At 46.5% G+C, this 20,269-nt stretch carries 11 protein-coding genes; 4 read left to right on the forward strand and 7 right to left on the reverse strand.

Translation table 11 applies throughout. From position 1 onward, the window contains the following. Window positions 1-540 precede the first annotated feature (540 nt). Both OP864_RS01670 and bamA read right to left on the reverse strand, forming a co-directional pair. Complete coding sequence (locus OP864_RS01670) at window positions 541-3,840, reverse strand: hypothetical protein (RefSeq protein WP_270099579.1); 3,300 nt, start codon at window positions 3,838-3,840, stop codon at window positions 541-543. 476 nt (window positions 3,841-4,316) lie between these two features. After that, on the reverse strand, window positions 4,317-6,890 hold the full coding sequence (gene bamA, locus OP864_RS01675; RefSeq protein ID WP_270099580.1) for an outer membrane protein assembly factor BamA: 2,574 nt from the start codon (window positions 6,888-6,890) through the stop codon (window positions 4,317-4,319). A gap of 377 nt (window positions 6,891-7,267) precedes the next feature. On the opposite strand from bamA, the gene OP864_RS01680 reads away from it, so the two are divergent. Beyond that, window positions 7,268-9,934 (forward strand): protein kinase domain-containing protein, encoded by a 2,667-nt coding sequence (locus OP864_RS01680; RefSeq protein WP_270099581.1) that lies wholly within the window; start codon window positions 7,268-7,270, stop codon window positions 9,932-9,934. On the opposite strand, the gene OP864_RS01685 is transcribed toward OP864_RS01680, so the two are convergent. From OP864_RS01685 to OP864_RS01700, 4 genes are all read right to left on the reverse strand, one after another. Continuing rightward, complete coding sequence (locus tag OP864_RS01685) at window positions 9,931-11,409, reverse strand: hypothetical protein (RefSeq protein WP_270099582.1); 1,479 nt, start codon at window positions 11,407-11,409, stop codon at window positions 9,931-9,933. The genes OP864_RS01680 and OP864_RS01685 overlap by 4 nt on opposite strands. Before the next feature lie 179 nt (window positions 11,410-11,588). After that, window positions 11,589-12,206: a hypothetical protein gene (locus OP864_RS01690; protein ID WP_270099583.1), complete on the reverse strand. Its 618-nt coding sequence runs from the start codon at window positions 12,204-12,206 to the stop codon at window positions 11,589-11,591. A 315-nt stretch (window positions 12,207-12,521) separates the two neighbouring features. Next, window positions 12,522-13,931, reverse strand: coding sequence for an N-acetylmuramidase family protein (locus tag OP864_RS01695; protein ID WP_270099584.1), 1,410 nt, complete (start codon window positions 13,929-13,931; stop codon window positions 12,522-12,524). Window positions 13,932-14,004: 73 nt separating this feature from the next. Next, window positions 14,005-14,670: a hypothetical protein gene (locus OP864_RS01700; RefSeq protein ID WP_270099585.1), complete on the reverse strand. Its 666-nt coding sequence runs from the start codon at window positions 14,668-14,670 to the stop codon at window positions 14,005-14,007. Window positions 14,671-14,930: 260 nt separating this feature from the next. On the opposite strand from OP864_RS01700, the gene OP864_RS01705 reads away from it, so the two are divergent. From OP864_RS01705 to OP864_RS16950, 3 genes are all read left to right on the forward strand, one after another. Further along, window positions 14,931-16,403 carry a DUF4384 domain-containing protein gene (locus OP864_RS01705; RefSeq protein ID WP_270099586.1) on the forward strand — a complete coding sequence of 491 codons (1,473 nt, stop codon included), beginning with the start codon at window positions 14,931-14,933 and terminating at the stop codon, window positions 16,401-16,403. A gap of 221 nt (window positions 16,404-16,624) precedes the next feature. Then, window positions 16,625-17,314 (forward strand): T9SS type A sorting domain-containing protein, encoded by a 690-nt coding sequence (locus OP864_RS01710; RefSeq protein WP_270099587.1) that lies wholly within the window; start codon window positions 16,625-16,627, stop codon window positions 17,312-17,314. A gap of 163 nt (window positions 17,315-17,477) precedes the next feature. After that, window positions 17,478-18,908 carry a hypothetical protein gene (locus tag OP864_RS16950; protein WP_349294430.1) on the forward strand — a complete coding sequence of 477 codons (1,431 nt, stop codon included), beginning with the start codon at window positions 17,478-17,480 and terminating at the stop codon, window positions 18,906-18,908. A gap of 738 nt (window positions 18,909-19,646) precedes the next feature. Here OP864_RS16950 and OP864_RS01720 read toward each other — a convergent pair. Next, window positions 19,647-20,234 (reverse strand): T9SS type A sorting domain-containing protein, encoded by a 588-nt coding sequence (locus tag OP864_RS01720; protein ID WP_270099588.1) that lies wholly within the window; start codon window positions 20,232-20,234, stop codon window positions 19,647-19,649. Between the last annotated feature and the right edge of the window lie 35 nt (window positions 20,235-20,269).

The following is a 20,269-nucleotide window of genomic DNA, read 5'->3' on the forward strand; positions in this document are numbered from 1 at the left end:
CAAAAGTAAAAAATCTAGCTCATTAAACTAGACTAATTCTTAATAAGAATTATTAAATACCTTAAGAAAACAACTGCATCTATGGTATGGGGGAAAAAGCAACTAGCTTAAATAATTGCAAAGGAGTGTTTGCTGGAAAAAAAATGCTCTGGGGGATTTATTCTTAGCATTGGCTGAAGAAATAATAAGGCCTTGTACCCTTCTTATAGCAGAAAAAACCTTGTCTAAAGGCCCTCTTTAGAGGGCTGTCTAAAAAAGCTAGCCTAGGGGCTTGTCCCTAGGAAGCAAAAAGGAGAAACACAAAATTTTAAATAGACTCGAAAAACAGGGCTAGCTCCTGTTTTGTTTTTTCATCTATTGACTGCTTGTCCTTAAGCTCTACATTTATTTTTCATCTTTGGCGGGCTTGGCCAACTCCTCCATAAGGACAAACTGTATATTCCTTCAAATAAAAAAACCAGTCTGCTTCTGCAGACTGGTTTGAGGTTAATGTATTTTATCTTGGCAGAGATAAAACAGCTTCAAATAGTAGGAAGAGGATTAGGCAAAGGCCTCATTCCATACGGCTTGGTTGTGTAGACGACCAATTTCTTGGCGGCCCCACTTATTAAATTGTTCAATTTTCTCGTCATAGCCAAAGCTTGCCCAGCCACCGAGTAGCCAACCCAAGCCACGGGCCACTTTTCCACCTGCACCTTTGTTCCATTCTTTAACGCCGGCATCTTTCATGATTTCAAAGCGTTCTAGAGCATCAATTACATTGTCGACAATCACCGTATCGGTTTTCTTAGACAACCAGTTGGCATATTGGGCACGGCTAAGGAGCCAGTAGGCTGCTTTTTCGTTGATTCTTGTTTCTTGCGTATTGACATACTTGCTCATAATTTCGGCGCGTAGGCGCTTCCATTGATCGGCACCGCTAGCAATAGCGCCTTTAGCATCTTCTAGCTGATCAGCTCTTTGCTTATAGAGGTTAGTATAGACAATATCTAATTGTTCTTGGATTTTGGCCAAGAGGGCTTTCATCTCTTCATACTTGCTAGTGACCCCACGGTTGTACAATCCACCGAGGTCAATCAAACCAGCATTCTGGGCCTCTGTCATCGTAGACAAGCCCGCTCCGCCAGGAAGAGCAAGAGAGAGGAAACCACCAATTTGGCCCATGGTTCCACCAGATTCGCTAGCGGCACCAAGGAGCATTTTGGCAATATCGCCAAAACCGTTTACACTACCACTAAGTAGGGCGGTAACACCGGCGGCTACGGCGGGATTGACGGGAGTCAATGCCAAGCCAATAGAGCTTACGACCACTTTACGCACCGATTCTAGCAGCTTCATCAAGTCTTTCTGCTTCTTCATTACAGACTCATAGTCTGATTTAGCCTTAAGATAGACTTCAGCAGCAGCTCCACCTGAAGCAATTGTTTGGCGGTAGGCGCCATCTACTTGAGAGCCGAGGGTAAGGATATCTTGGTTGAGGCGAGTAAGGACTGCGCCTAGAGTATTGACCAAGGGGCCATCAAATCCACCAGAGAATTCTCCGATGAGAGCGGCTTCTTGCTCATCTGTGAGTGTTGTTGCATTGGGGAAGTCAATAACGATTTTATCCTCATTGAACTCCATCATAGAATCTTGGACCTCATACTTAGTCAAAGCGAAAGTAAGTACATTATCTACAGCGCCGAGGATATCTTTAACCTCATCGGTCATTTCTCCATTGGCACGGCCGCCAGTAAGGGCATTAGCCAACCAAGATTCGGCTTGGCCTTGTAGTTCTTTAGCTTTAGCGAGTAGGCGGTTATCTACTTCGGTACCTTCTAGGATATCGTCGGTATCGCCAAGGCCGAGGTAAGCGGCTTTAATCTTCTCATAAACAGAGAGGAAGTCGCCTTCTTTGATATCTTCAATAAAGCCAGCTACTTCTTTGAGGAAGTTGCCTCCTACTTCGATCCATTGTTTGACCATAGTGATCTTTTCTTGGATCTCGGCACCAACTTCTACGGCTTTAGCCAACCATTTTTCGGCTTCTGCGCGGAAGATATTGACCTTACCGATGAGTTCGTTATCTACATTAGTGTTAGAGATAATGTCTCCACCTCCAGTGATATCATCCCAAGCGGCGGCTAGGCGGTCATACCAATCGGGCAAGTTATTGCCATCGGCATCGCCAACAGCTAGGCCGATAAGGTCAGAGGCTTTATCGAGTAGGCCTTCAGAAGACTGGATCCATTCGCCAGCGGCGGCAATCTTATCGCTAAAGTCGCCATTTTTCATAGCGGAAGCGGAGGCCATAAAGCGTTTAGCTTCATTGACAAAGCCAGAGACTTGGCCGGCCACTTCAGCGGTAAATTCTTCTTGGCCATCCAATACTCTTTTGATTTGGCCCTGGGCCCATTCTTTGGCGAGTTGGAGATACTTTCCGACCACATCCTCGCCATTGGCCATATCGGTAGCGATTTGCATGGCCATTTTGATCCAATCTTGGACCTCTCCTAGATGTTCGCCAGCGGGAAGCTTAGCGATGAGGGAGTTGGCTAGGCGGGCAAATTCGTCGGCCTTTTGTTTGTATTCTTGAACTTTGGCTAGGAGTTTATCATCGATATCGGTGCCGGCAAAAATATCATTGGCGCCATCGAGCTCTGTCCAAAGGGCAGAGAGCTGATCATAGACGGCATTGAAATCCTTATTTTTGAGGGCATCGACAAACTCTTTTCCTTTTTCGGCCAAAGAAAGGAGTTTCTGAATATTATAGATCCAAGTTTTGACCAAGTCAATTTTCTCTTGGACAGCAGGGTTCATTTCTGCGGTGGCCTTAGCCAGCCATTCTTCGGCTTTAGTTTTAAAGCCATTGATTTTACCCAACAGTTGTTCATCGATATCGGTACCGGGGATAATATCCATAACGGCTAGTTTATCCCATTCGCGAGCGAGCAGGTCGTACCAATCGGGCAGGCTATTATTGTCGGCATCGGCGAAGAGGTTATCGACGATATCGCCGGCCTTATCGAGGAGATTGTGGGTACTGCCGAGCCATTCTTCGGCTCTAGCTACTTTATCATCTAGGGAAGCATCGCCTAGGGCTTTGGCCTTATCGACAAAATCCTGGGCTAGTTTCTTAAAGTCGATGGCTTCTGCCACAACGGCATTGCTGAGGTCTCCGACTACTTCTGTACCACTAACGACAGAGGAGATACCGCCTTCCATCCAGCTTACGGCTAGATCTCTCCATTGGCCGAGGTATTCATCTAGGGCCTCTACTTTTTCGATAACAGATTTGGCCAGTTCGATCCATCCTTGGACCTTTTCTACTTTATCGCCTAGTTCTCCTCCGGTAAAGAGGGAGGCGAGGCGGAGCCAGCCTTCGGCTTGTCCGATATACTCTTGAGCGCTGGCGAGGATGCCTTTATCTAGTCCTTCTTTAGAGCTAAGAATTTTATCGATGCCGGTATCGAGCCAAGAGACGGCCAGGTCTTTCCAGCCGTTAAGGGTAGCCTCGAGGTCGGCATTGCCTTTAGCTTGGGTAGCGATATCGCTTTCCGTTTCTGCTTCAATTTCTTCGGCGGCGGCTTTTTTGGCGCTACGTTCTTCACTTTTGGCTTCGCGAGCGGCGGCAGCCTCTTCGGGCATGGGGATAGTTCCTTGCTCCTCTACGCTAGGCTCATCTTGATCGGCTTGGGCCAGGGCGGCTTGGGTCTGATGCAAGGTGGCTAGAACTTGGCTGTGTTGGGCTGCGGTTTGGGGGTCGGAAGACAGCCCAAACTGATAGTAGTTAGAGAGCCATTCGTTGGCTTTCTTTTGCAGCAATTCTAAGCTTTCTTTTTGTTGCTTGCTGATGGCCATAATATATATATGTTAGATAGGTATTTTGCCTTGCGGCGGGCAGATTTTTTCTTGAACTACCGAAAGTTAAGGACTTTATGGCCGTTTTTCAAAGCTTGTTGGGAAAAGAAAAAAACCTTTTTGATATTCTGTTTTTCTATTGTCTATTTAGTTTTTTTGGCTTATTTTGTTCGGTTTTTGCCCAGCCCTCCCGAAGGGGTTCCCTAAGGAATCCCATAGAGGGGAGGGTGGGCGGGGACATATTGATGAATGAGGAGCGCAGCGAGGAATACCGCTTTTGCAGAGGATTGGCATGGCTGAGGGATGGATAGTGGTGCGGCGCAGCCGCAGACCAAGGCGCTGCAAGCGCCGCAGGGCCGAGCGAACAGCGAGCCACGGCACAGCCCGACCCGACCGCAGGGAGGGGCAGCCCCAAAAAAATAGCAGCAGTTCTCTATACAGAAAACTGCTGCTCCCTAAGCTAAGCTTAATATTATTTACTTGGGCTCGAAGCCAAGAACGATATTGAACGAACCATAATCGAAGACCGAAGAGCCTGCGGGTAGGTTTTTATCGAAGCCAATACCATAATCGAAACCAAGGGTACCAAACATCGGCAAGAAGACCCGAAGGCCCGCTCCTACTGAACGTTTGAGCATAAATGGATTGTATTCACGGAAGCTAGACCAAGCATTTCCGCCCTGTACAAAGCCCAAAACATAGATTGTTGCATTGGGGTTGGGCGAAAGCAAATAGCGCAATTCGGCCGTAAACTTATTGTAGACCGCCGCCCCTGTTTGGTTGGCAATAGACACATCTGTTACAGGATCGCGATAGCCACGGAGCGAGATAATATCTTTTCCTTGTAGGCCTACAAAGTTAGAAATACCATCGCCACCTAGCTCATAGCGACCAAAGGGAGACAAGCCCACATCCTTATTATAGCTGCCCAAGAAGCCCATTTTGGCTTCCGTCTTAATGACCAAGTTTTTGGCAATTCTGGTATACCAAGCGCTTTCAAAATCCCATTTATGATATTCTACCCAACGGAAACGGTCGGTATCGGGAAGTTCTGGATCGGTATAATCCCAGCCATTGACCAAAGAATAAGGGAAGGTCAACTTCATAGAGAGCGAGATAGTAGAGCCTGACTCGGGGAAAAGCGGGTTATTGACCGAATTCCGAGAGAGGGTTTGGCGGATCGAAAGATCATTAAAGACCCCGGTAGGAATGGTAAAGTCGTAGCGGCGGAGCAGGTTCATATTTTGGTACTCCATAGCAATTTGGTAACCAAAATAATCATCGGGCCAGCGCAGGCGAGTACCTAGCCCCACCGTTACCCCTGTAATTAATAGCTGTTGAAAACTGCTACTTTCTGGAGTTTGTCCATTATTGAATCTCGAGTGATAGGCACTAACAGAAAGCGCATTACGCTTTTTGCCGCCTAGCCAAGGTTCGGTAAAAGAGAAGTTATAGGACTGAAAATAGCGTCCGTTTGTTTGAATACGCAAGCTTAGGCGCTGTCCATCTCCCTGTGGTAGAGGGTTCCAGGCTTCTGCCTTAAAGAGATTGCGCAAAGAAAAGTTGTTAAAGGTGACCCCAAGCGTACCGATTAGTCCACGGCCATAGCCTCCCCAACCTGCGGAGAGTTCCAATTGGTCAGAAGGACGTTCTTCTACGGTATACTCAATATCTACAGTTCCCCGTTGCGGATTTACAGGCGTATTGATGCCCATGGCCTCGGGGTTAAAGTAGTTGAGGGCCATCAACTCACGTTGAGAACGCATAATATCTGAGCGGCTAAACTTAGCGCCGGGCAAGGTGCGTAGTTCTCGGCGGATCACATGCTCATGCGTACGGTCGTTCCCCTTAATAATTACGCGGTCAATAGTAGCGACAGGCCCTTCTTGGATGCGAATTTCGATATCTACGGTATCATTTTTCACGCCTTTTTCTACGGGATTGGCCTGAAAAAAGAGGTAGCCATTATCCATATAGAGCGTACTCAAATCGCGGCCGTTGCGGTCAAAGCTAATGCGGCTCTGCAAAAGCTCTTCATTATAGACCTCTCCTCTGCGAATGCCTAGGATGCGGCCCAGAACCTCATCAGAATAAGAGCTGTTTCCTCTAAACTTAATGTCGCCAAAATAGTAAGTGGTCCCCTCATCAATGTGCATATCAATTTGGATCGCCTTTTTGACTTTTCCGTTTTTCTTGGGAATTTCTACGATATAGACCGAATCGCGAACAATTTTAGCATCTCGCAAACCGATCTTATTATAATAGGCCATAACATTTTCTTTGTCGGCCTTATAATCGTACTCAATATACTTAGAGGGCTTAAAAATGCCCATAATGGGGCGTTTCCGTTTGGTATCTTTCAGTAGGCGGCGCAATTTGGCATCAGAGACCTTTTCGTTGCCCACAAAGTTAATATCTTGAATCCGAATCCGCTTCCCTCGATCCACATTAAAGACCCAGCGGATACTATTTTTCAAAACGATATCTTCCTCTTCTTCTACGGTAACGCTAGCATCGGGATAGCCTTTGGTGGCCAAGAAATCTTTAATTTCTCGCACAGCACTGCGCTTCATACTTTTGGTAGCGGCCCGCCCTTTGAGCAAATAGCGGTTGAGCAACTCATTCAAATCATCTTGCCAGCCTTTACGTACGCCACGGTAGGCATGTCGAGCAAAACGAGGATACTCCTTAAGGACAATTTTAAGAAATACGGCTTCTCCCAAACGGCGTTCGAGCAAAATCTGTACATCGACAAAAAGCCCTTGGCTCCAAAGCTTACGAATTGATTTACCAATATCGTCTCCGGGCAGCTTAATGCTCTCCCCCACCTTCAGGCCCGAAACGGCAATCACGGCATTGGGGTCGGTATATTCGCAACCTTCCACCTTAATGCCTCCAATTTCATAGGTTTGAGGCAGTTCATAATCCATCACGGGCAGACTGGTATCTGCATTACTGTTCGGCAGGCTATCGGTTTGAGCCAATAAGGGTTGGCTCAGGCAAAATAGGCAAGCTAGGTAGACGCCTAGCCGTATAGAGTTGTAGTTCATGCGTTTTTGGCAGACTTTTTTTTCTTAAAACATAGATCGAGGAGCAGACTTAGCCCCCTTTTCCAAACAAAACGGAAAGTTCGGGCCAAAGGTAGGGGATTTAAAAGAGATAAAAAATATTTTGTCTATTCTGCTTTTTTGGGGCTGCCCCTCCCTACGGTCGGGTCGGGCCATTCCGCAGCTCGCTGCTCGCTCGGCCCTGCGCGGGCTTTGCCCGCTAGGTCTGCCGCCTTTGGCGGCCCTGCTACAGCCCCTCAGCCTGCGGCGGCTTCGCCGCCTGTCCACCGTAAATTTGGACCAAAAAGGGGCTTTGGGCTTAGCAGATCAGCTAGTTTTTCAGTAGATTGCCTGTTCTTCTGCCACAATCCCTTTATGCTATGTCCCTAATTTGCTATGCCAAAACGACCAAAGATAAGGTCCAACTCCAAGAAAAACCCTTTGCCTCTGGCGGAGAAGGCAGTCTGCACCGCATCAAAAGCCCCTCTCATTGGAGAGGACTTGTGGCCAAAATCTACCATCGCCCCAAAAGAACAAAAGAGCGAGAAGAAAAAATCGACCTACTGATTAAGCATCCGCCAGAAGAATTGCGGGCCGGCCAATGGCCTACCTTTGTTTGGCCCAGAGATATCCTCCTTACTCAAGATGGCCGTTTTTTGGGCTTTGTGATGCCTTTTGTTCAGGGCAAAAAACTGGAATTGCTCTGCCTGCCCAAGCTGCCCAAAAAGCTCAATGCCAGCTGGCAACGCCTTGCCTTGGGCCAAAAAAATAGCCGAGAGTTAAGACTGCGCATAGCCTTTAATCTCAGCCTCGCCATTTATCGGCTCCACCAAACAGATCGTTATGTCTTAGTGGATCTCAAGCCAGAAAATGTTGTTTTGCAAAGCAACGGACAACTGGCCCTAGTCGATATGGACTCTATTCAGGTAAAGGAAAATGGCAAACTTAAATTTATGGCCCCTGTGGCTACTCCCGAATACTCGGCCCCAGAATATTACAAAGACGACAAACCCAAAAGCTTTGCCCCCAGCTGGGATAATTTTGCCCTAGCCGTCATTCTTTATAAGCTCCTGCTGGGCATTCATCCTTATGCCGCCTCCGCGGCCTCTCCCAACGAGCAACTCGTGAGCCTGCACCAAAAAATTGAGGCTGGTTTGTTTGTCCATCATTCAGAAGCTCAACGCCTATTTAAAATTATCCCCCCACCCCATCAGGGTTTTCTACAGTTTTCCGATGCCCTACAAAGCCTATTTATTAGAAGTTTTGTAGATGGCCACAATCTGCCCGAACTCCGCCCCCTAGCCGAAGAATGGTGCTGGGCCTTGCTCGAAGAACTAAAAGACCCCGAACTCAAACAGCGCTTTCAGCAAATGCTGCTGCAACAGGGCCTGCAGTTTAAGCGGCTGCGCCGCCCCTCCGATATTTTGCCGCCCTTAGAAAAGGAAGAAAAAAAATGGAGCGACTACCTGCCCCAAGACTATCAAATGGCCTTGGCTTGGAAAATGCCGCAGCTGTCATACCCTAAGTCAGTACAGCAAATCAATCTAGAGATCAATATGGATAGCTGGGGGAATTTTATTCTGAGCCTAATCGCTACCCTAGCCACAGCCGTCGCCCTGCTCAACAGCTTTCCAGCAATTTATAACTGGATGAGCAAGGACCTACTGCAGTACCCCTACTGGCAAATCATGCTGATCATTCAAGGCTTTTTTGCCTTCCCCATTCTTATTTTTCCCGTTATTATTCGGGGGATCCAGCAGCTTGTCCACCCCAAACGCTTCAAGTGGAGAAAAGTAAAAAACAGGGCGCAAAAGCTGCAAGACGAACTGGACCAATGGGACGCTAAGCTAGAAAAGTCCAAAATAAAGTTACTAGAGTTCTTAAAAACGGAGCTGCCCAGTTTTCAAGCCCTAGAAACAGAAAGTAATGCCATCAAGCTGAGTTATTTGGAGGGGCTCCAACGGCTAGACCTAGCCTTTGATGAATTGCTGGCCCAGGAACAAGCCCATGAGGCCAAGATTATGGCGCCTATTCTGGTCCAGCTACAAACAGAACTGCCCGAACTGACTGCGGCCCATGATTTTAAGTCGGCCCTAGAGATCTTACGCAAAGCCGAGCAAAACGAACTCCTAGCTGCACAACAAGAAGAGCTGGGCCAAGAATTTCATCAATTTAAGGCCATGGCCCAAGCAGAAAAACGCCTTGCCTTTGAGCGCCTAGCCGCCGAAGAAAAGCGATTCTTCTCTTATATTGAGGAGCAAAGAGAACTACTGCAAGATCGCCAAAAGCAAGATATACAGGCCCAACACAATAGCCTCAGCCGATTCAAAAATCTCAAAGCTGGCTATAAGCAGCATTTGCACCTAAGCGCTCGAGATGGCTTCAGCCTCATCCTTAAACTCAATGAGGCCGGCTTTCACGCTATGGGCCAGCTAGATGACATCAATATTCCTAAGGCCCAATTTATCTTTAGGGATGGCCGCGTTTTGAATCTATCAGACTTCAGCCAGAATGATGTTAACCTAGCCCACCGTTTTATGCTCTGGTTGCAAGCTTGCCAGAAAGAAGAGCGGCTGATGGAGCAAGAGCTAAAACGCATTGATAAGTTTTATGCCAAAGAACGAGAAGAGCTAGAAACTAAAGCCCGCTTGGCCGTTCCTAAGTTTGCCAAAAGAAAAGCCAACCTACAACGGCAGGCCCAAGATGCCTTTTTGGCCCAAAAAGCCCAAAATATACGGCAGCGGTATCAAGAAAAGCGACAGCAAGTACGCCAAGCGCAGCAGCGTTTTAGTCAGGAAATGCAGCTTGTTTTAGAAGAAAGAAGCCCCCTCTACCAAGCACTGGAAGAAGAGGCTAAACAATTACAGAAAAAACATAAGGAGCAGCTCAATAACTTGGCTCATTTGCATCAGCACAACTTGCATCAAAAGCTACAAGAAGAACGCCATCGTTTGCGGGACTGGCAGCCCGAAAATATGGCCCAGATTGAAATTACACTACAAAAGAAAGCTAAAATTGGGCAGCAGCTTTCTGCTTATCAGCCCTAGCGGGCAGCCATTTTGGGCGCAAATAGCTGTTGTACCTCTTCGGCTGTTTTGATCTGCCCTGGCTGGGCCCGTAAGACAATCGTATAAGGTTGGTCCGCTGGGCGGTCCTTGATTTCACTCCAATCTATAGCCGCAAAATCATCTAAATCGAAGAGTGCAACTTGCTCATTGGGCAAAACGGCCAAAAAGCGGAGCGGACGATCGGGAGATATGCGGAGCTTATTCCAGTCTCTTGCTGGCAAATCAATTAGGCTGGCCTCATTTAGAGGAAAACAAAATACTTTGTCCAAACTAAAACTAGTGGGTAGCTCTCCGCCTTCTATTTCAAACTGGGCCACCACAGGCAGGGCTTCATCCCACTTCAAAAAACGGTCATAATTATAAATGCCAAAGTCGCTAATTTCAAAACTGCGAAAAAGGTCGGCCTCTTGGCTGAGGCGTTGCATTTCTACCTCAATTTCGGCCATATTTTTCTCATAATTTTTGGCCCAACTCTGAGGGCTATAGCGATACAACTGCATCAAAGGCATGACAGCCTCTATTCGACCGCTCCACTCTTCGGTCCCATCATTAGAGTTTAGGGTAAGCTGATAAATATTGCCCCGAATGGGCTGCAAATCAAGGGCATCAAAGTCTTTATCTTTGGCCCAAGCCGGGAAGCGTCCCCCGCTCAATCTTTTCCAAACCATCATGGCCGCAGGCTGCGAACTTCCCTGATAATCAATATACTTATAACAGCGACTATTTAGCCAAGAAAGTCCGTACTGCTCGGCCTTCTGCCCTACTAGAGGGTTCTCTCGGTTTTCATATATTTTGCCATAATCATTATTGTAAGTGGCATCTAAAATGGCCGAATAATCAAAGCAAAAATACTTAGCCTCTAGGGGCATTTTAAGCAGACTTTGGGCCTTATAATTTACTTTTTTGAGGGCTTTTTGCTTGCTCTTATTTTCTACTATTTCATATTCTTGGTCCAAATATTCCCATTTTCCATCTTCATCTTTCAGATGAAAGAAGCTATAATTTCCTTCTTTTTGAAAAGAGGGGGTAGTAATTTTCATGGCTTCGGCCATCTTTAGTTTGCTCCCATTTTGTTCTGCTCGCAGCTCAAACATGCCCGCAGTGGCCATATATCTTTTTTCACCTTGGGCCTCGTAACTCATGGGCATAGCGGCCAAAAAAGCGCTGGGCGCATCATGAAAAATGCGGTACTTCAAGCTAATTTTTCCGCTAATGCGATCTCCATTTTCATTGCGCAGGGCCCCACCTTTAAAATAAAATGCACCGCCTTGAGGCAAGGCTAAAACGGTATCTCGATCTGCATCAATTTCATAGTCTTCAAAGGGAATATCAATATTGGCGAATGGGCGTTGGGCTTCCCATTGGCTGCTAGCAAGGACTTCAGTTGTCTTTTTTTCTTGGCAAGCCATTAGGCTTAGCAGGGCCAGAGCGGCCAAATAGATTTTTGTTTTCATGGCTTCTTTTTTTTCTGTTGATTATTTTTTGGGGCCTGCCGCCTATGGCGGCCGGGCTGTGCACTGGCTCGCTGTTCGCTCGGCCCTGCGCAAAAAAAGCGAAGCTTTTTTTGCTGGGTCTGCGGCTTCGCCGCCCCAGTTACCATCCCTAGGCCATGAGGCCCTTCGGGCCTTACTTCTTATTTTGGTCCAAATTGTTGGTAGTAATCTAGGGCGATATCGCTATAATTATCTTGGATATCGGGACTTAGTTTTGGGCCATAGGGAAATGCCTTTTGCTTCCGCCAATAGCTGAGTTCTTCTAATGATTTATTTAGGCCAGAATTATATTTACAGCTCCAAAGCTCTAGGGGGCTCCAGTTGGGGGGACATTTTTCTTTTTGGCAGATTTGCAAAAAGCACTTTAGGTAAAAAATTTGGCCCTCTAGGGTTTTGAGGCGGGCCAAGCGGGCCTTAGGGCTTCTATCTATGGCTAAGTCCAGGCTATCTTCTAGGGTTTGGGCAAAAGAGGGTTTCATTTGAAAAGGGCCGATAGAGAAATCGACAGCTAGTCCACGGAGGTAAGCTTGTTCTAGGGCCTCGGTTTCTAGCATATCTTTTAATTGGTTATAGCGGAGGAGTTCGGGAAAAACCACTGCCTTTAGGGCAGCGGGTTCTATGGACAACTCCTTGGCGGTTTGCTCCAAAAGGCTTTGGTGCTGCTGCAAAAAGGCGATTGCTTTTTGGTAATTCTGGCCATATTTTTTTGCGTAGGGACTAGGCGACCAAAGCAGGCAAAGGAAGAAGAGGTATTTCATTTTTATTTTTTATGCCCTACTTTGGCTAAGGTTAGGCCTTGGAGAGCATTTTTTTTTGCTGGGCCTAAAAAAAAGTAAAAATCAGACGGCCAGAGATGTTCTTTTTGGGCAAAGAAGGCTGATGAGCGGCCCAGCGCTGCGGAGCGGGTGGCCGTTAGGCCAGACCGAGGGCGAAGCCCGAAGGGCCGAGCAGACCTGCGAGCCCCGCAGCATAGCGGCGGCCAGCGAAGCTGGCCGCGGGCCCCAAAACAAAAAACGCCTCGCACCTAAAAAGGAACGAGACGTTAATATTTGGATGATCAGAACTACTGGCTGCTATACATTTTGGAAGCGAGCGAAGGCCGAGGCCAACTTCTTATCATATTGGTTTTTGGCATAGCCGGGGCCATTATAGCCTTTGGCAAAAGCTGCCCAATCCTTGCTACTTCCTTGTACGTGACGGAGAAGATTATTGTTTTTCACAAACTCCATAACGGCTTTGAGAGAAGCGCCATTGGGTACTTTCATGGCTTCCACGAAAGAGAAAACATCGCTATATCCTACGGTAGAGTGGTTAAAGCCCATAATTTGGAACTCGCCCCAAGAGGTGGCTTTATAGGCGGCTTCCTTATGAATTTTTTCGGCTCTAGCGAGGCGATCATACTCTTTGGTACCTCCGGCGTACTGGCTACTATCCCATTTGGGGTAGATAATATTTTCGTTTCCAGAGCGGAGCGCATTAGGATCTTTACCTGCTTTCTTGAGTTCCTTCCAGAAAATATGTCCTTCAAAGAGGATTTTGGGTCGGCCATCAGAGAAGAAGCCATTTCCGCCAGACTCGACAGTTTGGATCGCCATAATGACGGCGGGTTCTACGCCATACTGTTTAGACAAAGCCTCTAGGTGGCCTTGGATACGGCCCATACCGAGCAGAGAGCCCCAGGTACGTCCGCCAGCGTCTACGCGGCCATCGGGTTTGCTACTTCCGCGATATTTAGTTTGGAAATCTTTGATTGCTGCGGTAAGTGCGGCATCGGCATTTCCGTCCTCGGTTAATTTGTGGCCAAATTTATTGAGGAGTTGTTTTACGCGGAGCACATCTTCCGCTTGATTTTTTCCACCTGCGCCTACAGAGGCAGAGATTTTAGAATTGGCAGCTAGGGCCTCTTCTACCTCGCCAGAAGCGGCGGCATCGGAGCTAGCAGAGCTGCTATCATCGGTAGATGAAGTATCTTCAGTAGCGCCCTCTTCGCTGCTTGTATTTTCTGTATTGCCTCCTTCTTCGGTGCTTGCGTCATTAGTGCTTGTGCTAGCTCCGCTAGAGAGTGCGCCCCAGCTTTTCCCGCCTGGATCGATACGGCCATCTTTCCAGCCGAACTCGCTTTGTTGGAAAGCCTCGATAGCGGCGATTGTTTTTCCGCCACAGTCTCCATCAACAGTAAGGTTTTGGCCTTTTTTGTTGAGTAGTTCTTGGACCAATTTTACATCTTCTAGTTTATTATCTCCGCCTTTACCGACAGATCCAGAGATAGAGCTGACGCTAGCGGGAGTTGCTGCGGCGGCGGATGCGCCTTCTACAGCAGAGCCGATAGATGCTCCGATAGAGCTAATCAGTTCTTCAATTTGGGTTAGTGTAGCTTGTTCTTTATCGTCGATTTTGCCATCGGCCATGAACAGCTCTTTGAGTGTTTTAAGCTGATCTTGATATTTTCCGAGCAGTTGTTGTAGTTTTTCTACGTTAGCCATGCTTCAAAAGTTAAATTAGGTTGAATAGATAAGATGCTCTAGCCGAAAAGGGCTAGAGGGATAAAAGCAGGGATTATTTTTGAAGCTTGCTTTCGATTTTCTGAAGATTCTCTAGCATTTTGGCCATCACTTGGCGGGCTTTTGCTTTTTTCTTCTCTAGTTGGGGGTCGATTGTAGTGCTTTCGGGGCCAGCAGAGGCGGTATCATCAGAAGCGCTATCCTCTGTTGTTTTGGCTTCTTCTTTGGCCTTGGGTTCTTCTGTTTGTGCAGTTTCTTGCTTGCCTTCTTGCTCTTCTTCGGCAGCACCGGCGGCAGAAGTAACTTCAGCGGCGGCAGAACCGGCTACAAATTCGTTGAGGGTCAACTTTGCTTTTTTGAGGATAGCCTTAGCTTCCTTAGCGATTTTGGCTAGGGGGGCATTTCCTTTGATGGGGCTTACTTCTAGGGTAGCGCCATTTTCGCCTTCCTGAACAAAAGCCTTAGCGATCATGACCATTTTCTTATCGCCTTTGAGGTCTTCCTTGGCTTGTTTTTTCCATTGCGCATCTAGTTTAGCAATGAGCATAAGGGGGCCAGTGGCACCGCAGGCAAATTTGTGCTCACGTTTTACGTAAAGTGTGACAGCGGTATCTTCGCTATTGGCTTGAGTAAAAGCGGCTTTGCTCAGGCGCTTAAATTCTTTTTCGTAAGCGGCTTTAGTCAATTCAGATAAAACTCCAACTTTTAATTTCGTTTTCATAAGGTAGTATGTATTGGCAGGTTAATGTATTGTATTTGCTTTAACGAGTCGAATATATTGAGTTTTGCAGAATTAAGCAAGCGCACAAAGAAGTATTCCTAATTTTTATTGCATTTAAGACGCTTAACTTATCAGATTCGCTTGTGAAATAATGGGCTTAGCCTTATAAAATTTGCCTAGTCCTTGGTAAAAACGCTAGCTAGGCCTTAGTTTTGTAGTCCTCTGTATGAATTCCTAATTTAAACTACAACTTTTTTATTATGAGGCAAGCTCAGTTCAGTTTACTATTTTTTATTTTTTTGCTCAGCACGAGTTTAATGGCCCAACGTCCTCGGAGTGGTGGTTTTGGTGGTTTCGGGAAGAAGCTATCTGGGACGACCTACAATGAGGAGCAGCTTGAGTTTATGAAGGGGCATGTAATGGCCATAGAGCAGTTTAACGACAGTGTAAGTCGGGGTTTATTAGAGTTTCCGCTCAAGATTCATATTGTGGCCAAGAGTGACGGCAGTAATGGTTGTGAGATTGCCGAGGTACAGGCAGCTGTACGGGAGCTCAACAAAAGTTTTTTGAAGGCCAACATTCGTTTTTTGCCTTTAGAGGACTACAACTACATTCGGGACGATGCCCTTTATCGCTTTCCGGTAGTTGATGAAGAAAAGCTTTGTCGGCCACATGACCGGGCTAATGTAATTAACGTTTACATTGTAAACAAGCTGCAGGGCGAGCGCAATAGTTTTTCGGGGTATACGCATCCGCCTTCGGCCAAGCCGGTCAATCGCTTGTTTATTACAAAAAAGGCCCTCAGTAATGGCACCACGTTCAAGCGGCAGATGGGGCATTTTTTTGGCCTCTACCCCACTGCGGGTCCTATTGATGGGCAGCGTAGTGAAGAATTGGTTTCTGGAGAAAACTGCCAAACGGAGGGTGATCAGGTTTGTGACACCCCGGCCGACCCAGGTTTGGACCGTCGTTCTATTGATGATCGTTGTGATTATGTAGGTACCTTAAAAGATGCCAATCGCAAATTTTACAAGCCGATGGTCGATAATATCATGTCGGATAATCCTCGCCAAGGTTGTCGGACCAAATTTAGCCGAGGACAGCTCAAGCGGATGCTTTATACCGCCACTTATATTCGCAACTACATTAAGTTTCCGCCTCCTGCCGATGCCACCAAAAAGTACCTCAAAAAATTGAAGGAGAAATATGGCCAAGAGGGCGAATTGGTGTTTAACATCAATGCGAGCAAAGCGAATGTCCAATTGCTTCAAAACCTATATAAGGTACAGGGTACCTTTTTGCCAGAAACCGCCTACTTCTTTGAAATCACGAATTTGCGCAAAGGCTTTATTTATGTCTTTGAAGGCGATGAGGACCGCGGTTTTCACTTGCTTTATCCGCAGGCTGGCGATCAGCAATATTTTAAGGATGAAAAGAAAAAGTTTAGAGTCCCTACAAACAAAGGCGATCATTTTCAGGTAGACCCGCATGGAACCAAGAACTACATTTGTATTTTGTTCTCGAAAAAACAGATTCTCCCAGAGCGTTTTCTCCAAGAAATCAATGAGCTAGAGGATGAGCAGCTGAACCTTTTCCAGCGCTTTTATGCGGCCCATCAGGAGAAGATTGTGGGCAACCACAATATTGAGTTTAAGGATAATGAAATTGAGTTTTCGGCCACTTCTACAGAGCGCTATATTGTGCCCATCTTTTTGGAGTACGACAAGCGTTAAGCGCCACCATTTAAAGCCCCTTTGCCAGAAGCAAAGGGGCTTTTTTTAGCCTAAGCTTTCGGGAAAGTGATCAAATCGTTAAAAGCGGGGCTATAGCAGGGAATTTTATGGGGATAAATTGTATATTAAATGAAAATTCAGTCTTTTTGCGGCCAATAGATTTCTTTGGCCCAATTTAGGCTAAAAATCAACCAAAATTCATCCAACTCAACCCCCCGCTTATGCAGCAAACTATACATCTTTTTTGTTTTCTTTTTTTCACGGTCTTTCTTTCGGCCCAAAACTTTTCGGTCTCGGCGGATTATGCCAGTCTTCAGGGCGACTGCCAGGCGGAAATAGGGCCCCGGATTAGCCTAAAAAATGAAAGCAATCGCAAAATCACCTTGGTTTGGGAACAAAGCCGCAATCTCTGCCCCGAGGGCTGGGAGGTAGCGGTTTGCGACCGACAATGTTACTCCTCTTTGGTCCAAAAAAAGCAATTGGTGTTGGGCCCCAAGGAAGAGGTTTCTAATTTTCGGGTCAATTTTCGTCCTAATGGAAAGGAGGGAATTGGCAATTTAGAGCTCAAGATTTATGAAAAAGGGCTCAAGCAGGATGCCGAACGCATTTTGTTTTCTGCCTCGGCCAAAAATGAGCGCTCGGCACAAAAAATGTATCAGCCCAAGGCCGAAAAGCCTACGGTTTACCCCAATCCAGTGGTAGAGCATCTCATGCTTCGAGATGCCCAAGAGCAGGTCAAGTATTTAGAGATTTACAATGTGGTGGGCCGCAAAGTGTTGCAATTTCAGGTCAATGGGCAGCAAGACAAATTTGATGTCAGCAGCCTCAACGGCGGCATTTACATGCTTCGGATGCTTGATGAAAACCGTCATATTATCCGCACAGAACGCATTAGCAAGTACAATCCTTAGTCTTTTGCGCCTAAGATTCAAAAAGCCAGCTGTTTTCAGTTGGCTTTTTTTGTTTTGGGGCCTCCGCTGCGGCCTGCAAGGCGGGGCAATCCAAAAAATCACCCCTCTTTTTTTTAAGTTTACAAAAAAGGTTGCTAACTTTATGTAATTAAAAAATAAACCAATGAACACCCTTATGACTTTTTTGGTCCTTTTCACGGGACTTTTCGCTCCCATTGAGCTGCAAGAAAACAAAGCAGAATGTAGAACTAAGGACTATAGTAGTAAAGAAAGAATGAGCACAGAGGCCGCTATTCCAAAAATTGATTTTTGTTTGGAATTTGCCCTAAATGCGATAGCGGTAGCCGATAAGGCAAGAAGCCTAAAAAATAGTATTAAGAAGGACCAATGGGAGGAAACCTTATACCTCAATGATCTTTATTTTAACTTTTATCAAGGTAAAAAGCTCAAAGTTTGTCGCCTAATTTCGAGAGAAATTAAGGCCTTAGTAAAGCAGGCAGACAACAAGCCACCCAGTCTATTTTTAGAAGAATTGGCCCAAATTTTTGAGCGTTATAATACCATAGAAAAGATTGAAAAATATAGTGCTAAATCGGACTTTATTGAGTCTAGCATTGCTCCTTATGTCCTTTCGCCTAGCCAACTAGAACCCATTTTGAACCAATCCTTGGCCAAAGATGACTTTTTGACCACAGAAGAGTGGAGGGAGAAAAAAGAAGCCGACTCTACCTACCTAGCAGAACTTACTAGATTCTATGACCTCCTTAACTATGGTGAAAGTAGAATCCTAAACCAATTATTCAATATGGCTTCTTTAGAGGAGCAACTGCATTTAGACCCCGCCTTTAAATACTCTATTTCAGCTAAGGAGTTAATAGCGTTTTTAAAACAAGGAAATACAGGGCATCCTCTTATTAGAAAACAACTGATTCAACAATTGGCCAATCAATTAGATAGTAGCAAACACTACTCAATAGATGAGTTGAGCGCTAAAATTCACACGGAGCTATCCCTTTCTTCAAGTTTTAGGAAAGAGCTCTTTTGTCAAGAATTTTATGACGTAAAAAAACAGCGCTGGATAAACGGCTACCCTCCTGCTCCTCAGGAACTCTATCCTATAGACTGGCTGTATAGCTGCTTTGATGCTAAACTACGGCATACTAGCGTACGCCGAGAAGTAGTTGTTATACAACTTAAAGAAGAGATTAAAGTCTGGTTTGAAAAACTACAACCTAGCATCAGTGATCCTAATATTAGAAACTACTGCCTAAGCAAAAAGCAATGGAAGGCCCATATTCACAGCCTTTTTTCAGCATCAACGAGAAGTGGGTTAAAAATTCCTCTATTAGAAGACTATTTTCTGTCTAAAATAGATGAGATAAGCCCCAATGAAGACTACCTTTCTATGAACGATTTTATCAAAAACGTTTGGACTAAGTTCTTGGGAGACAAAGCTTTTCAGCGACTAGATCCTTTCAAGGAATTATCTGCAGAAGAGATTAAACAATTAGCAGATAGTGCTAGGGTGCTCTTAGCACCAGCAAAAAACTGGGAAAAAGCAATCCGAGATAGTCGTTGTCAGCAGTCAAAATAGCCTCTCTTTTTTGCCTTATATTGTTTTAACATCTAGCGCCCTGAACGAAAGTTTGGGGCTTTTTTTTGTTTTGGGGCCTCCGCTGCGGCCTGCGGCCTTGCGGCGCTACGTTTCGCAGCTCGCAGGTCTGCTCGGCCCTGCGGCCTAACGGCCTTGGTCTGCGGCTGCGCCGCACTGCTGCACATCGCTAGGCCGAATGGAAGTCCTGCGCTTCGGCCATCCTTTGATAAAAATTTCAGGCTAGTCAAAGCCGTAACTATGGCTGAGAAAAATAAGGCAAAATAGCAAGAAATTAACGTAAAGGATAGAAGTGGCAGGGCTTTCATTTGGCCTTTGCTGCTCCACGGTCTTTTTACTCTTGGCATTCTTCTTTGGCCCTTCTATTCATTCCGTTCCGTTTTCCCCTCATTCATCTATCATTGCGCAGCAATACCATCTGGCTGTAGGTTTCAACCTACAGTAAAAAGGGCCGAAGGCCCGCGGCTGAGGGATGGACAGCAGTGGCCCGAAGGGCCAGACCCAGCCGCCGAAGGCGGCGCAGGGCCGAGCGAACAGCGAGCTGCGAAACAGCCCGACCCGCCCGATAATTCATGAGGGTTTCAACCCTCATTTTGTATAGCTTCGCAAAGCGATACCGCTTTGCGCTGGGTTTCAACCCGGCGGAAGGGGCAGCCCCAAATAAAAAAGGCCTAGCTCCAGAAGAGCTAGACCAGTAAAAATCAAAGTATCAAAATTGGTTTAAGGACGAACGATGACTACTTGGCGTTGGGCCATAGCTTGTCCATTTTTCAGTACAAAGAAGTAAGTTCCCTCGCTGAGGTTAGGCGTTTGGACCTGAATTGTCTGGCTGCCAGCTGCGGCGGTTCCCTCTTGAAGAACGCGGCCAAGCACATCGATTAGCTGCCATTGGCAATCCTCGCTAAGGCCTTTAGTAAAGTCTACTTGGAAGGCCTCGGTAGCGGGGTTCGGATAGAGCGTAATGCCGTCTAGTTCCTCGCCGATAGACTGGATAGCCTCCTCATTGAGTACGCCAGTGGGTGGATAAACCGTGAGGTCTCGGGTAGTGGCTACTTGGAGGACCTGTTTACTGGCATTATCCTGAATAAAGGCGACAGCTTGGAGGTTGGCGGGGTTGAGTGTACCTTGGTTGTAGACCCAGCTTCCGGAATAGCTAAACTGTTGGCCAGCCGACCAAGGTTGAGCGTATTGTTCTCCTGCTGCATCGGGGAGGATCGTTCTCATGACGGCCATTTCGGGGAAGCCACGGTCATTAAAGACTTGGTCTTCGGTGATTACGACATAGAAGGCATAATCGGAAGAATCCATTTGTCGGAGGGCTTCTCCTTGGGCATCGAGTTGGA

The sequence above is a fragment of the Saprospira grandis genome (assembly GCF_027594745.1).
Classification (GTDB): Bacteria; Bacteroidota; Bacteroidia; order Chitinophagales; family Saprospiraceae; genus Saprospira; species Saprospira grandis.